The following is a 15070-nucleotide window of genomic DNA, read 5'->3' on the forward strand; positions in this document are numbered from 1 at the left end:
AGCGCGGCGCTATGCAGGCCTTGCAGATCTTCGCCGGTCCACGGGCGCGCGCCCGTTTGGCCGAGCGCGGCCTGCGGCCCGGCGATGTGCGGGTGATCCCCGCGGCGGCGGGCGGACCCAAGGGTCTGATCCTGAATCCGCTGGACCAATTCATCTTCGGCGAGTGGCTGGCCGCGAGCGCCCAGGAGGTGCATCTGCTGGGCGCCTCGATCGGCTGCTGGCGAATGGCCACGGCCTGCCTGGCGCGCGATGGCGCCACGGCGGCGCGCGAGTTCGAGCGCATGGCCGAGGCCTATGTGACGCAGCGCTACGAGAGCCCGCCGGGCAGGCAGCCCGATGCCGGCACGGTGAGCCGAGGTTTTGCCGCCACGCTGGCTGCGATCTTCGATGGCCGCGAGGCCGAGCTGCTGGCCCACCCGCGCTGGCGTCTGCATGTGTTCACCTCGCGCGGCCGCCATCTGCTGGCGCGCGAGAGCCGCTGGCGCACGCCGCTGGGCTATGGCGCGGCCTTTGCCGCCAACGCCCTGTCGCGCCGCGCCATGGGCGGCTGGCTGGAGCGCGTGGTGTTCTCGGACCCGCGCGCGCCGCTGCCCATGCCCTTGCACGATTACCGCAGCCGGCAGGTGGCGCTGAGCGCCGCGAACCTCCAGGCTGCCATGCTGGCGAGCTGCTCGATCCCGTTCTGGCTGCGCGCCGTGCACGACATCGCTGGCGCACCCGCCGGCCCCTACTGGGATGGCGGTATCACCGACTACCACCTGCACCTGAACTACGCCGCCATGCTGGGCGACGGCCTGGTGCTGTACCCGCATTTCCAGCGCGAACTCATCCCGGGCTGGCTGGACAAGGCGCTCACGCACCGGCATCGCGCCTCGGCGTTTCTGGACAATGTGGTGCTGCTGGCCCCGCGGCCCGAATGGGTGGCCGGTCTGCCGCGCGCCAAGCTGCCGGACCGTGCGGACTTCATATATTACGGCGACGATGTGGCCGCGCGCGCCGCCGCCTGGCGGCGGGCTATTGCGGAGAGTCAGCGTCTGCGCGACGAGTTTGCGAGTGCCTGCCTCCAGGATGGCATCGAGGCCTTGCCGCTCTGAAGCCTTGGTAACAAACGTAAGCGGCTGACAACCCGGGCGCCGCTGGCGGCGTTAGGTCTGGGTCAGATCGTTTCTTGGAGGGTCCGATGATGGCCGTTTCGTGCTCAAGACTGCTGGGCTCATGCCTGGTGATCGGGCTGTTGAGCCTGTCCGCATGTGCCCATGGCCCGCGTGAGCAGCGGGCTTATCCGCAAGGCTATTACGGAGCGGACTACCGCGGCGCGCAGCAGTTCGTCCAGTACGGCTATGTGCGCAGCATCGAACAACTGGTCGATGGGCGTGAGAGCCGCCATGAGGGTCGCGACCAGCACGAACGCTCGGGCAGCAGCGGGGCCGGCGCCGTGGTGGGTGGCGTCATCGGCGGCGTGGTGGGCAATCAGATGGGGCGCGGCGAAGGGCGCGCCGCCGCGACCGTGATCGGCGCCGTGGCGGGCGCCGTGATCGGCAACGAGATCGAGCGCCAGGAGGGGCGACGCGAGGAGCGGCGCGTTCAGGTGCGCTATCGCGTCTGGGTTCGCCTGGAGGGCGCCGGCGAGCAGGCCTTTGATTTCGAACGCCTGGACGGCCTCCGGGTGGGCGAGCGGGTGCGTGTGATTGACGGCCGCCTGCAGCGCTGGTGATGCGCTTGACGGCCCGGCCCGGGCCTCGCCTACAATCGGCGCACGATCAACGCACAAGGGCTGAGAAAGGCGACTTGGTTATGACACCGCGAACTACGACCTCCACTGTCAGGGTTTAGTCGGCCGCGGCTCGTCACGTCTCATCTCAGCTGGAAGCGCAGGCTCCGGCCTTGAACAAGGAAGCGCGGCAAGTGGCCGCGCTTTTTTGCTTTCTGGAGTACATATCCCATGATTTCTATTCAATTGCCCGACGGTTCCAAGCGCGAGTTTGCCCAGTCCGTCACGGTGGCCGAGGTGGCTGCTTCCATCGGTGCCGGCCTGGCCAAGGCCGCGCTGGCCGGCCGCGTGGGGCAGGGCGATGCCGCCCGCCTGGTGGACACCAGCCATCTGATAGAGGCCGATACGCAGCTGGCCATCATCACCGACAAGGATGCCGATGGCCTGGAGGTGATACGCCACTCGACGGCCCACCTGCTGGCCTACGCGGTGAAGGAGCTGTTCCCCGAGGCCCAGGTCACCATAGGCCCGGTGATCGAGCATGGCTTCTATTACGACTTTGCCTACAAGCGGCCCTTCACGCCCGAGGACCTGGCCGCCATCGAGGCCAAGATGGCCGAGCTGGCCAGGAAGGACGAGAAGATCGTCCGCTCGGTGCTGCCGCGTGACGAAGCCGTGAGCTACTTCAAGGGCATCGGCGAGGCCTACAAGGCCGAGATCATCGAGAGCATTCCGGCCGACCAGGACGTGTCGCTGTACGCCGAGGGTGCCTTCACCGACCTGTGCCGCGGCCCGCATGTGCCCTCGACGGGCAAGCTCAAGCATTTCAAGCTGATGAAGGTGGCCGGCGCTTACTGGCGCGGTGATCATCGCAACGAGCAGCTGCAGCGCATCTACGGCACGGCCTGGGCCAGCAAGGACGACCTGGCCAAATACCTCGTGATGCTGGAGGAGGCCGAGAAGCGCGACCACCGCAAGCTGGGCAAGGAGCTGGAGCTCTTCCACATCGACGAGCACGCGCCCGGTGTGGTGTTCTGGCACCCCAAGGGCTGGACGGTCTGGCAGCAGGTCGAGCAGTACATGCGCGCGGTCTATCGCGACAACGGCTACCAGGAGGTCAAGGGCCCGCAGCTGCTGGACAAGACGCTCTGGGAGGCCACCGGCCACTGGGACAAGTACCGCGACAATATGTTCACGACCGAATCGGAAAAGCGCGACTATGCGCTCAAGCCGATGAATTGCCCCGGTCACATCCTGATCTTCAAGCACGGCATCAAGAGCTACCGCGACCTGCCGCTGCGCTTCGGCGAGTTCGGCCAATGCCATCGCAACGAGCCCACCGGCGGCCTGCACGGCATCATGCGCGTGCGCGGGTTCACGCAAGACGATGGCCATATCTTCTGCACCGAAGACCAGATCCTGCAGGAATGCGTCAACTACACGGCGCTGCTGCAAAAGGTCTACAAGGACTTCGGCTTCACCGACATCATCTACAAGGTGGCCACGCGCCCCGAGGCCCGCATCGGCTCGGACGAGGTGTGGGACAAGGCCGAGCATGCCTTGATGGAATCGCTGCGCGCCTCGGGTGTCGAGGTCGTGATCGCCCCCGGCGACGGCGCCTTCTACGGCCCCAAGATCGAGTACACGCTCAAGGATGCGCTGGGTCGCCAATGGCAGTGCGGCACCATGCAGGTGGATTTCTCGATGCCCGGCCGCCTAGGCGCCGAGTATGTGGACGAGCATGGCGAGCGCAAGACGCCCGTGATGCTGCACCGGGCCATCGTCGGCAGCCTGGAGCGCTTCATCGGCATTCTGATCGAACAGCATGCCGGCGCGCTGCCGGCCTGGCTGGCGCCGACCCAGGTGGTGGTGGCCAATATCACCGACGCGCAGGCCGAATACGTCGCGGAAATCGTGAAATCGCTGCAAAAACAAGGGCTTAGGGTCTCAAGCGATTTGCGGAACGAGAAAATCACGTATAAAATCCGCGAGCATTCCTTGCAAAAGGTTCCGTTCATCCTGGTCGTTGGCGACAAGGAGAAGGCAAATGGAGCCGTTGCGGTGCGCGCCCGTGGCAACCAAGATCTGGGTGTGATGGCGCTGGAAGACTTCATCGCGAAGGTCACCAGCGACATTGCGGCCAAGACCTGAAGAGGTTGAGAGCTGGGCGCGTTTTTGCTTTTGTCCGAGCCCCTGCCTTGGGTTTATTGAAAGGGTGGCACCATCGCTACTTTTGCTGACCGTCGTGCGATTCCCGAGCGCAAGCATCGGCTGAACCGTGAAATTCTTGCTCCCGAAGTCCGCCTGAATGGCCCGGAAAACGAGCCCATCGGGGTTGTGAGCATCCAGGAAGCCCTGCGCATGGCGGGCGAGCTGGATGTGGACTTGGTCGAGATCTCTGCCACCGCCAACCCGCCCGTGTGCCGGTTGATGGACTACGGCAAGTTCAAGTACCAGGAGCAGAAGCGTGCTGCCGAGGCCAAGGCCAAGCAGAAGGTCATCGAGATCAAGGAAGTCAAGTTCCGCCCGGGTACGGACGAGGGCGACTACCAGATCAAGATGCGCAATCTGCGCCGCTTCATCGCCGAGGACGGTGACAAGGGCAAGGTGACGCTGCGTTATCGCGGCCGCGAAATCACCCACCAGGACATCGGCATGCGCTTGTTGGAGCGCATTCGCGATGAGCTGTCGGATGTGGCCGTGGTCGAGAACATGCCCAAGCTGGAAGGCCGGCAGATGATCATGGTGTTGGCGCCCAAGAAGCGTTGACACGACAGGCCTCGGCGCGAGCCGGGGCTTTGCGGTTCTGACCCGTCGATCTGGTCGTCGGCGGGTTTATTAGTCTCCAGAGGCCAACAAGTGCAGCGAGTGAATCGAGGCCGCCCCTGGGACATACTTAAAAGGAGCAATAACATGCCCAAAATGAAGACCAAGAGCAGCGCGAAGAAGCGTTTTCGCGTGCGTCCGGGTGGCACCGTCAAGCGCGGTCAGGCGTTCAAGCGCCACATCCTGACCAAGAAGACCACGAAGAACAAGCGCCATCTGCGTGGTGCGACGAACGTGCATGAAACCAACATGGGTCACATCGCTCAGATGCTGCCCTTTGCTGGTCTGTAATCCACATATTCAAGGAGATACAACATGCCTCGCGTCAAACGTGGTGTAACCGCCCGTGCTCGTCACAAGAAGGTCCTGGCTCTGGCCAAGGGCTTCCGTGGTCGTCGTAAGAACGTCTTCCGCATCGCCAAGCAGGCGGTGATGAAGGCGGGCCAGTACGCCTACCGTGACCGCCGTGCCAAGAAGCGCGTGTTCCGTGCCCTGTGGATTGCGCGTATCAACGCCGCAAGCCGCGGTCTGGGACTGACCTACAGCAAGTTCGTGGCTGGCCTGAAGAAGGCTCAGATCGACATCGACCGCAAGGTCCTGGCCGATCTCGCCGTCAACGATCCTGCTGGTTTTGCCAGCATCTTCGCCAAGGTGAAGGCCGCTCTCGCTTAATTGCCCGCCTGCCGCCTTGTGCGGCAGCGGCTGCCCCGGTGCACGCCGGGGCGCGCCCCTTAAAGGCCGACACCCCTGGTGCTCGGCCTTTTCTTATTTGCTTCCGAATAGAACGATCGCCCCGCGATGAACGATCTCGATCAATTGCTGCAACAGGCGCAGACGGAATTCGCCGCCGCCACCACGCCCGCCGACCTGGAGAACGCCAAGGCGCGTTTTGTCGGCAAGTCCGGTCGCGTGACCGAGCTGATGAAGGGGCTGGCCGCGCTACCAATTGAAGAGAAGAAAAGTCGCGGCGCCGAAATCAATGTGCTGAAGTCCGGCATCGAGGCGGCGCTGAACGCGCGCCGTCAGCAGCTGGCCGACGCCGAACTGGCCCTGCAACTGAAGGCCGAGGCGCTGGACGTCAGCCTGCCCGGCCGCCAGCGTGGCACCGGCGGCCTGCACCCGATCACGCGCGCGATGGAGCGCATCGAGGCCATCTTCGCTTCGATGGGTTTCGACGTTGCCGACGGCCCCGAGATCGAGACCGACTGGTTCAGTTTCTCGGCGCTGAACAACCCCGAGAACCACCCGGCACGTTCGATGCAGGACACCTTCTACGTCGACATGAAGGACGAGCAGGGCCGCTGGTTCAATCTGCGCCCGCACACCTCGCCGATGCAGATCCGCTACGCGCAGGCGCATGCAAGGCGTTATGCGGGACAGGCGAGCATGCCGGAGATCCGTGTCATTGCCCCCGGCCGCACCTACCGTGTGGACAGCGATGCCACCCATTCGCCCATGTTCCACCAGGTCGAGGGCCTGTGGGTGGGTGAGAACATCAGCTTCAAGGATCTGAAGTCGGTCTATCTGAACTTCATCACCGCCTTCTTCGAGACCGACGAGCTGGAGCTGCGCTTCCGCCCCAGCTACTTCCCCTTTACCGAGCCCAGCGCCGAGATCGACATCATGTTCGAGTCCGGCCCGCTGAAGGGCCGCTGGCTGGAGGTCTCCGGTGCCGGCCAGGTGCATCCCCAGGTGATACGCAATATGGGCCTGGACCCGGAGCGTTATATCGGCTTCGCCTTCGGCTCGGGCATCGACCGCCTGGCCATGCTGCGCTATGGCGTGAACGACCTGCGCCTGTTCTTTGATGGCGATCTGCGCTTCCTGTCCCAGTTCAAGTGAACGAGACGCCGCGACCGCCCACCACCGAACAAGCCTGAAGAGAACAAGACATGCAATTCCCCGAGTCCTGGCTGCGGAGCTTCTGCAATCCGCCCCTGAATACCCAAGAGCTGGCCCATCTGCTCACCATGTCCGGCATGGAGGTGGAGGAGCTGCGTCCCGCCGCGCCGCCTTTCCATGGCATCGTGGTGGCCGAGATCCTGGAGGCCGAGCAGCACCCTAACGCCGACAAGTTGCGCGTCTGCAAGGTCAATGCCGGTGCTCACTTCAACAATGGGGAGCCCTTGCAGATCGTCTGCGGCGCACCCAACGCGCGTGCCGGCATCAAGGTGCCGCTGGCCACCGTGGGCGCCGAACTGCCCCCGGGCGAGGACGGCAAGCCCTTCCAGATCAAGATCGGCAAGCTGCGCGGCGTGGAAAGCTACGGCATGCTGTGCTCGGCGCGCGAGCTCAAGCTCAGCGACGAGCATGGCGGCCTGCTTGAGCTGGACGCTGCCGCGCCGGTCGGTCAAGACATTCGCGCGCACCTGAATCTCGACGACACCCTCTTCACCCTCAAGCTCACGCCCAATCTGGGCCATGGCCTGAGCGTCTACGGCATCGCGCGCGAGGTCGCGGCGCTGACCGGCACGCCGTTGCAGACTCCGGCCTTCCCGCCGGTGGTGCCCAAGCACCAGGACCAGCTGCCAGTGCGCGTGGAGGCGCCCGATCTGTGCGGCCGCTTCGCCGGCCGCATCGTGCGCGGCGTCAACACCAAGGCGAAGACGCCTGCCTGGATGGTGGAGCGTCTGGCACGCTGCGGCCAGCGCTCGGTGACGGCGCTGGTGGACATCTCCAACTATGTGATGTTCGAATACGGCCGCCCCTCGCATATCTTCGATCTGGACAAGATCAGCAAGGAGCTGGTGGTGCGTTGGGGCCGGCCGGGCGAGACGCTCAAGCTGCTGAACGGCAATACCATCGAGCTGGACGATAAGGTGGGCGTGATCGCCGACGCCGAGCAGGTCGAGTCGTTGGCCGGCATCATGGGTGGCGATGCCAGCGCGGTGTCGGATGAGACGCGCCATGTCTATGTCGAGGCGGCATTCTGGTGGCCCGAGGCGGTGATGGGCCGCGGCCGCCGCTACAACTTCTCCACCGATGCCGGGCATCGCTTCGAGCGCGGCGTGGACCCCGCCACCATCGCCGAGCATATCGAGCGCATCACCCAGCTGATTCTCGACGTCTGCGGCGGCGAGGCCGGCCCGCTGAACGATCAGACCCTGGCCCTGCCCGAGCGCAAACCGGTGCAGCTGCGCGTGGCGCGTGCCGCCAAGGTCATCGGCATGCCGATCACGCAGGCCGATTGCGTCAGCGTGTTCCAGCGCCTGGGCCTGGCGTTCAGCGAGCAGCCCGGCGTGCTGACGGTGACGCCGCCGAGCTGGCGCTTCGACATCCAGATCGAGGAAGACCTGATCGAGGAAGTCATCCGCGTGCTCGGCTACCCCAAGCTGCCGGCCACGCCGCCGCTGGCTCCCATCGTCGGCAAGACACGCTCGGAAGCACGCCGCGGCGTGCACGCGCTGCGCCATGCGGTGGCGGCACGCGACTACTTCGAGACCATCAACTTCAGCTTCGTCGAAGCGCGCTGGGAGCAGGAGCTGGCAGGCAACCAGGAGCCGATCCGCCTGCTGAACCCGATTGCGGCGCCGCTCTCGGTGATGCGCACCAGCCTGCTGGGCAGCCTGCTCAACGTGCTGCGCTACAACCTGACGCGCAAGGCGCCGCGCGTGCGCGTGTTTGAGATTGGCCGCGTGTTCCTGCGCGACGCCTCCGTGGCGCAGGGCGATGCGAGCGTCAACGGCGTGGCCCAGCCGCTGCGCCTGGGCGGCCTGGCCTGGGGCCCGGCCGAGCAGCAGCAATGGAGCCAGCGCGAGCGCGCGGTGGACTTCTTTGACGTGAAAGGCGATCTGGAGGCCTTGTTCGCGCCGCGCCAGCTGCGCTTTGTGGCGGCCGATCATCCGGCGCTGCATCCGGGCCGCAGCGCGCGCGTGGAACTGGACGGCCGCGACATCGGCGTGCTGGGCGAGCTGCATCCCAAGTGGCGCCAGGGCTACGAGCTGCCCAGCGCACCCATTCTGTTTGAACTGGATCTCGACGCGGTGTTGGCGCGCAGCCTGCCGGCAGGGCAGGGCGTACCGCGCCAGCAGGCCGTGCTGCGCGATCTGGCCGTGATCGTGGGCGAGCAGGTCACGCATGATTCCTTGATGCAGGCCATTAGCAGCGTGCCAAGCGGACTGGTACGCTCGGCCAGACTTTTTGATGTGTTCAAGCCAGCGCAGGCAAATGCCGAGTTCAAGGACGGCGAGCGCAGCATGGCCGTGCGGCTGGAATTGCTGGACGACGAGAACACCTTGACCGACGAACGCATTGAGCAAACGGTGGCGGCCGTGGTGGCCGCGCTGGGCGACAAACTGGGCGCGCGCCTGCGCGGCTGAGGACATGCTGATGAGCGACGACGATTCCAAGGAGCAGGGCGCGCGCGTGCTGCTGCCCAGCCTCGAGACGCCTACGCTGACCAAGGCCGAGCTCGCCGAGCTGCTGTTCGACAAGCTGGGCCTCAACAAGCGCGAATCCAAGGACATGGTCGAGGCCTTCTTCGACATCATCCATGCCAGCCTGGTGCAAGGGCGCGATGTGAAGCTATCGGGCTTCGGCAACTTCAACATCCGCCGCAAGGCACCGCGCCCAGGGCGCAATCCGCGCACCGGCGAGGCGATTCCGATCAAGGCCAGGAATGTGGTTACTTTTCATGCCAGCCACAAACTCAAAGCTGCGGTACAAGGGGAAGCCCCCGTCGCAGACGACTTCGAGTAGAGTCTGACCTCCGCACCTGAAGCCCTTGATTTCAATGGACAAAGCGCTTCCCGCCATTCCCGCCAAACGCTACTTCACCATTGGTGAGGTGAGTGAGCTGTGCGGTGTGAAGCCCTATGTGCTGCGCTACTGGGAGCAGGAGTTCACGCAGCTCAAGCCCATGAAGCGACGCGGCAATCGGCGCTATTACCAGCACCACGAGGTGTTGCTGATCCGGCGCATCCGTGATCTCTTGTACGACCAGGGCTTCACCATCAGCGGTGCGCGCAATCAGCTTACCGAGGGTGGCGCGCCGCGCGGCGACGCCCTCAGCAGTTTCCGCGAGGAGGCGCAGGCCGCCGAGCTGGTCGGACACAAGCAAGACCTGACCCCTGGCCATGCGCTGGCAGCGGCGATGGCGGCGGGCGTGCACGACAGTGCGCACGCCACGGTCAGCCTGGAAAAACTCTCGTTGGATCAGGTGCGCGAAGAATTGCTGTCGATTCGAGCGAGTTTGCTTGCGGTCTAGTCAAAAATCGTTCTATAATCTCTTTCTCAGTCGGGGCGTAGCGCAGCCTGGTAGCGCACTTGCATGGGGTGCAAGGGGTCGCGAGTTCGAATCCCGCCGTCCCGACCAATGAAAACGAGAAACCCAGCATCGCAAGATGCTGGGTTTTGTCGTATCTGGGGCCGCTGTTTTGAAGCGAGCATTTCAGCCCAGTGCCATCGCGCCCATGCGTTCCACGCGCTGGTGCAGGAAGGCGAGTGCCAGCTTGGAATCGGGCTGCAGGCGCTGGCCGATATAGAGCTCCTGGCGCCGTTCGCTGATCTGCGCGCGCAGCCGGTTTGCCATCACGCCCAAGGGATCCAGGCCCTTCAGCTCGGCGCGTTCGATGGCGACCCAGAGCTGGTGCATGGGATGGGCTTGCAAGGCCAGCAAATGGGCCTGCACGACGCGCAATCTACCTTGCACGGCCAACTCGCTGCGGCGCAACCATTCGAGCACGGCGCTGCCATTGCTGCCTGTCACCTTGAGTGGGTCTTCGCCCGCCGCCAACAGCAGTGCCTCCAGCCTGGGGCGGTCGCCAGCGGCGTAGGCCTCGTTGGCGGCCATCATCTGTTCCTCGCGCTTGCTGCGCTCGCGCTCGCTGCGCGCCAGGTCCGGATGCAAGCGCATCGCGGCGCGGCGATAAAGCTGCTTGAGCGTGGGTGGCGCGACGTTGACCACGCCACCCTGTGGTTCAGGCGGCAGCGGGGCCGCACTGGGCAGCACGCTCAGACGGGGCAGGTCGGTGGCGCGCGGCGGCAACGGCGCGCGCGCATCGACACCATGGCTACGCAGCGCTTCGGAGAGGCAGGTCATGGCCAGATGCAGCTGCGATTCCAGCGCATCGAGTTCCATGTAGAGCGGCCCCAGCGTGGCCACGTAACGATCGATGAAGGCCGTGAGCCGGCCGTGCAACTGGCCGAAGGCCTCTTCCTGGCTGAGCACATAGCGCTGCAGGTCGGCCATCTGGGAGCGACGGCGCATCAACTCGTGTTGCGTGATCGCTGGTTTCATCATGGGGCTCGCTGAGATTGGGTGGCCGGCATCGGCGCTGCGCTTCGATGAGCTATTGTTGCGCGCATTCTCGCCCCGTCAAAGCAAGAACAGCCCGCGATCGCGGGCTGTTTGGCCTTGGCTAGGGAAAGCCCTCAGGGGTGAGACGCGGCGGACGCCGGTGGCGCAGCGGGCTCGCTGGCCGCCACGGCGGCTGGCGTGGCATGCGCGGCCGGTGTCTCCACGCTGCTGGCGGCCATCGGCAGCAGCGGCACGATCAGCAGGGCCACGATGTTGATGATCTTGATCAGCGGGTTCACCGCCGGGCCGGCCGTGTCCTTGTAGGGGTCGCCCACGGTGTCGCCGGTGACCGCGGCCTTGTGGGCCTCGGAACCCTTGCCGCCGTGATGACCGTCTTCGATGTACTTCTTGGCGTTGTCCCAGGCGCCGCCGCCGGTGCACATCGAGATGGCCACGAACAGGCCGGTCACGATGGTGCCCATCAGCAAGCCGCCGAGCGCGGCCGGGCCCAGCAGCAGGCCGACCAGCACCGGCACCACCACGGGCAGCAGCGAGGGCACGATCATTTCCTTGATCGCTGCGGTCGTCAGCATGTCCACGGCACGGCCGTACTCGGGCTTGCCCGAGCCGTCCATGATGCCCTTGATCTCCTTGAATTGGCGACGCACTTCCACCACCACGGCACCGGCCGCGCGGCCCACCGCCTCCATGGCCATCGCACCGAAGAGGTAGGGAATCAGGCCGCCGATGAAGAGGCCCACGATCACCTTGGGATCGCTGAGGTCGAACTTCACGTCGATGCCACGTGCCGACAGCGAGTGCGTGTAGTCAGCGAACAGCACCAGCGCCGCCAGGCCGGCCGAGCCGATCGCATAGCCCTTGGTCACCGCCTTGGTGGTGTTGCCGACGGCGTCCAGCGGATCGGTGACGGCGCGCACACTCTCGGGCAGCTCCGACATCTCGGCAATGCCGCCGGCGTTGTCGGTAATGGGACCGTAGGCGTCCAGCGCCACCACGATGCCGGCCATGCTCAGCATCGACGTGGCCGCCACCGCGATCGCGTAAAGCCCGCCCAGCGCGTAGGACGCGATGATGGCGGCGCACACGAACAGCACCGGCCAGGCGGTGGAGCGCATCGACACGCCCAGGCCGGCAATGATGTTGGTGCCGTGGCCGGTGGTCGATGCCTGCGCAATGTGCTGCACCGGCGAATATTGCGTGCCGGTGTAGAACTCGGTGATCCAGACCAGCACGGCGGTCAGCACCAGACCGACGGCGCAAGCGCCGAACAGGCGCAGCTGCGTGCCGGCACCCAGCGCATCATCTGGCACCACGGCCTTGGTGACGAAATAGAAGGCGATCAGCGAGAGTACGCCGGCCACTGTCAGCCCCTTGTAGAGGGCCGGCATTACGTTCTTCATGCCGGGGCTGGCCTTGACGAAGCTGCAGCCGATGATGGAGGCGATGATGGATACGCCACCCAGCAGCAGCGGGTAGAGCACCGCGGCCATCGGTGCGTTGCTGACGACCAGGGCGCCCAGGGCCATGGTGGCGATCAGCGTCACCGCATAGGTCTCGAACAGGTCGGCCGCCATGCCGGCGCAGTCGCCGACGTTGTCGCCGACGTTGTCGGCGATCACGGCGGGGTTGCGCGGGTCATCCTCGGGGATGCCGGCCTCCACCTTGCCCACCAGGTCGGCGCCGACGTCGGCGCCCTTGGTGAAGATGCCGCCGCCCAGACGCGCGAAGATCGAGATCAGCGAGGAGCCGAAGGCGAAGCCCAGCAGTGGCTTGAGCGTGGCGGAGTCGACCTTCTCGCCGCCGCTCAGGAACCAGAAGAACAGGCTCACGCCCAAGAGGCCCAAGCCCACCACCAGCATGCCGGTGATGGCGCCACCCTTGAAGGCGACGTTGAGGGCCGGGCCCATGCCTTGCGTGGCCGCCTGCGCGGTGCGCACATTGGCACGCACCGAGACGTTCATGCCGATGAAGCCGCAGGCGCCCGAGAGCAGGGCGCCGACCACGAAGCCGACGGCGGTGGTCTTGTCCAGGAACAGTGCTATCAGGATGGCAAGCACCACGCCGACGATCGCAATCGTCTTGTATTGCCGGGCCAGATAGGCCGCAGCGCCCTGCTGGATCGCCGCGGCGATCTCCTGCATGCGGGCATTGCCCGCATCCTGACTGAGAATCCAGCTTCGTTGGATGAAGCCGTACAGAACCGCGGCTAGGCCGCAGGCCAGCGCGAAATACAGCGCCAAACTCGTCGACATGTACATGTCTCCTCTGTTGTATCTGCCGTTGTTGAAGACGCCCCGCAACAGGGCGCTGAGTTCATGCTAAGTGAGGGGCGTGACGCTTGGATTGCGCGTTTACCAGTGGATGCGGGTAAACGAGATTGAAGCGAGCCTGAAGTGGCCGCGGGGCTCCGGGTGTCAGCCCCCTATCAGCTGAGCCTCTAGAATGCGGGTTTCCCCCTGGCCGTAGAGAACACAATGAGCCTGCACAACGTGACCCCCGGCGCCAAGGCGCCCGAACAGTTCAACGTGATCATCGAAATCCCGATGAACGCCGACCCGATCAAGTACGAGGTCGACAAGGAAACCGGTGCCATGTTCGTGGACCGTTTCATGACGACCGCGATGCACTACCCCTGCAACTACGGCTACATCCCGCAGACCCTGTCGGACGACGGCGACCCGGTGGACGTGCTGGTGGTGACCCCCTTCCCCCTGACGCCCGGTGTTGTGGTGACCTGCCGTGCCGTCGGCATGCTGAAGATGGACGACGAGGCGGGTGGCGATGCCAAGCTGCTGGCCGTGCCTATCGACAAGATCCTGCCCATGTACCAGCACTGGCAGAAGCCCGAGGACGTGAACAAGATGCGCCTCAACGCCATCCAGCATTTCTTCGAGCATTACAAGGATCTGGAACCCGGCAAGTGGGTCAAGGTGCAGGGCTGGGAAGGTCCGGAGGCCGCCAAGGCCGAGATCATGGCGGGCATCGAGGCCTACGCCAAGCAGCAGCAGAAGTAAGGTCGGTCCTGCTTCCGACGACAGGAGCGCCGCGAGGCGCTCTTGTCGTTTCTGGGGTCAGGTCATGCCTTTTTGAAGGGCTGATGCTGCTCCAGCTCGTTCACATAGTCGTGCATGGCCTCGCCCTCGCGGGCCAGGAATTCGGCCACCGCGTCGCGGAACTGCGGATGCGCCAGGCGGTGGGCCGATTGCGTGCCCACCGGCATGAGGCCGCGCGCCATCTTGTGCTCGCCTTGGGCACCACCCTCGAAGCGCTGATACGCCTGGGCCAGGCACCAGGCCAGAGGCTGGTAGTAGCAGGCGTCGAAATGCAGGCAGGGGATGGATGCCAGCGCGCCCCAGTAGCGCCCATAGGCGGTGCGGCGCTCGGGATCCAGGGCGAGCAGCGAGGCGGCCAGGCGCTCGCCCGCGCGGTAGGCGATGAACATCAGCCAGTGCTGCTGCATCTGCCGGCTCGCCTCGGCGAAGAAGCTGCGACTCAGATAGGGCGTGCTGCGATGGGCCCGGTAGGTGTGGGTGTAGCAGCGGTAGAAGAAGTCCCAGTCCTGCGCGCTGATCTGCGCGCCTTCGCGCACCTCGAAGCGCACCCCGGCCTCGCGCACGCGGCGCTGCTCCTGCTGGATCTTCTTGCGCTTGTCGCGCTGCAGGCCGGCCAGATAGTCCTTGAACTCGCGCGGCGCCCGCTGGCTGTTCTGCCAGTGGAACTGCACATTGTGGCGCGGCAGCCAGCCCGCGCCCTGCAGGGCGAGCATGTCCGCGTCATTGCAGAACAGCACATGGGCAGAGGAGAGCTGCAGCTGTGCGGCCAGCGCCTGCAGGCCGCGCACCAGGGCTTCGCGCGCGGCGGCGTCGCGCGCCAGCAGGCGCGCGCCCGGCACCGGCGTGAAAGGCACCGCCACCAGCAGCTTGGGGTAGTAGCTCAGGCCGTGGCGCGCATAGGCGTCGGCCCAGGCCCAGTCGAACACGTATTCGCCATAGGAATGGCTCTTCAGATAGGCCGGGCAGGCGCCCACCAGTTCATCGCCTTGCCAGAGGCTCAGGAACTGCGGCTGCCAGCCGGTGGAAGCCACCGCCGAGTCGCTGGCGTGCAGGGCCTGGAAGTATTCCAGCCGCATGAAGGGCGTGGGTTGCTCCTGCGCGCTCAGCAATTCGTTCCATGCCTGCAGGGGTAGGTCATGGGGATCGGTAGCAACCCGAATGACATAATCGGCGCCGCCTCGATTCATGCTTTTGCCCTGCGCTTGCCAGGGCTCGCCAGGA

The 15070-nt window shown here is 65.3% G+C and carries 14 protein-coding genes and 1 tRNA gene; 12 read left to right on the forward strand and 3 right to left on the reverse strand.

Annotation, left to right across the window (positions count from 1 at the left end):
* Positions 1–11 precede the first annotated feature (11 nt).
* The 11 genes from WG898_RS14065 (at position 12) to WG898_RS14115 (ending at position 9851) form a co-directional block, all read left to right on the forward strand.
* Positions 12–1094: a patatin-like phospholipase family protein gene (locus WG898_RS14065; protein ID WP_339603437.1), complete on the forward strand. Its 1083-nt coding sequence runs from the start codon at positions 12–14 to the stop codon at positions 1092–1094.
* 86 nt (positions 1095–1180) lie between these two features.
* Positions 1181–1714 (forward strand): glycine zipper 2TM domain-containing protein, encoded by a 534-nt coding sequence (locus WG898_RS14070; protein WP_339603438.1) that lies wholly within the window; start codon positions 1181–1183, stop codon positions 1712–1714.
* Between the two features lie 228 nt (positions 1715–1942).
* Positions 1943–3862: a threonine--tRNA ligase gene (gene thrS / locus WG898_RS14075; protein WP_339603439.1), complete on the forward strand. Its 1920-nt coding sequence runs from the start codon at positions 1943–1945 to the stop codon at positions 3860–3862.
* 72 nt (positions 3863–3934) lie between these two features.
* Positions 3935–4480, forward strand: coding sequence for a translation initiation factor IF-3 (gene infC, locus WG898_RS14080; RefSeq protein ID WP_339603565.1), 546 nt, complete (start codon positions 3935–3937; stop codon positions 4478–4480).
* A 144-nt stretch (positions 4481–4624) separates the two neighbouring features.
* The gene (rpmI, locus tag WG898_RS14085) at positions 4625–4828 is read left to right on the forward strand and encodes a 50S ribosomal protein L35 (RefSeq protein ID WP_339603440.1); all 204 of its coding nucleotides are present in this window, start codon (positions 4625–4627) and stop codon (positions 4826–4828) included.
* Between the two features lie 24 nt (positions 4829–4852).
* Positions 4853–5209 carry a 50S ribosomal protein L20 gene (rplT, locus tag WG898_RS14090; protein ID WP_102766472.1) on the forward strand — a complete coding sequence of 119 codons (357 nt, stop codon included), beginning with the start codon at positions 4853–4855 and terminating at the stop codon, positions 5207–5209.
* A 126-nt stretch (positions 5210–5335) separates the two neighbouring features.
* Positions 5336–6379, forward strand: a complete 1044-nt coding sequence (gene pheS / locus WG898_RS14095) for a phenylalanine--tRNA ligase subunit alpha (protein ID WP_339603441.1) — start codon at positions 5336–5338, stop codon at positions 6377–6379.
* Between the two features lie 50 nt (positions 6380–6429).
* Positions 6430–8856 (forward strand): phenylalanine--tRNA ligase subunit beta, encoded by a 2427-nt coding sequence (gene pheT, locus WG898_RS14100; protein WP_339603442.1) that lies wholly within the window; start codon positions 6430–6432, stop codon positions 8854–8856.
* A 10-nt stretch (positions 8857–8866) separates the two neighbouring features.
* Positions 8867–9235, forward strand: a complete 369-nt coding sequence (locus WG898_RS14105) for an integration host factor subunit alpha (RefSeq protein ID WP_339603443.1) — start codon at positions 8867–8869, stop codon at positions 9233–9235.
* A 34-nt stretch (positions 9236–9269) separates the two neighbouring features.
* Positions 9270–9743, forward strand: coding sequence for a MerR family transcriptional regulator (locus WG898_RS14110; RefSeq protein ID WP_339603444.1), 474 nt, complete (start codon positions 9270–9272; stop codon positions 9741–9743).
* A gap of 31 nt (positions 9744–9774) precedes the next feature.
* Positions 9775–9851, forward strand: a tRNA-Pro gene (locus tag WG898_RS14115).
* Between the two features lie 75 nt (positions 9852–9926).
* Here WG898_RS14115 and WG898_RS14120 read toward each other — a convergent pair.
* Together WG898_RS14120 and WG898_RS14125 are read right to left on the reverse strand one after the other, a co-directional pair.
* Positions 9927–10745, reverse strand: coding sequence for a J domain-containing protein (locus WG898_RS14120; protein ID WP_339603445.1), 819 nt, complete (start codon positions 10743–10745; stop codon positions 9927–9929).
* A gap of 164 nt (positions 10746–10909) precedes the next feature.
* A complete protein-coding gene (locus WG898_RS14125) occupies positions 10910–13048 on the reverse strand; it encodes a sodium-translocating pyrophosphatase (RefSeq protein ID WP_339603446.1) in 2139 nt (712 codons plus the stop codon).
* A 222-nt stretch (positions 13049–13270) separates the two neighbouring features.
* On the opposite strand from WG898_RS14125, the gene ppa reads away from it, so the two are divergent.
* Entirely contained in the window at positions 13271–13810 is a 540-nt protein-coding gene (ppa, locus tag WG898_RS14130; RefSeq protein WP_339603447.1) for an inorganic diphosphatase, read from the forward strand.
* A gap of 62 nt (positions 13811–13872) precedes the next feature.
* Here the strand turns inward: ppa and WG898_RS14135 are convergent, their stop codons facing one another.
* Positions 13873–15036, reverse strand: coding sequence for a GNAT family N-acetyltransferase (locus tag WG898_RS14135; RefSeq protein WP_339603448.1), 1164 nt, complete (start codon positions 15034–15036; stop codon positions 13873–13875).
* Positions 15037–15070: the final 34 nt, after the last annotated feature.

The organism is Paucibacter soli, from assembly GCF_037482845.1.
In the GTDB taxonomy this organism is placed as follows: domain Bacteria; phylum Pseudomonadota; class Gammaproteobacteria; order Burkholderiales; family Burkholderiaceae_C; genus Paucibacter_B; species Paucibacter_B soli.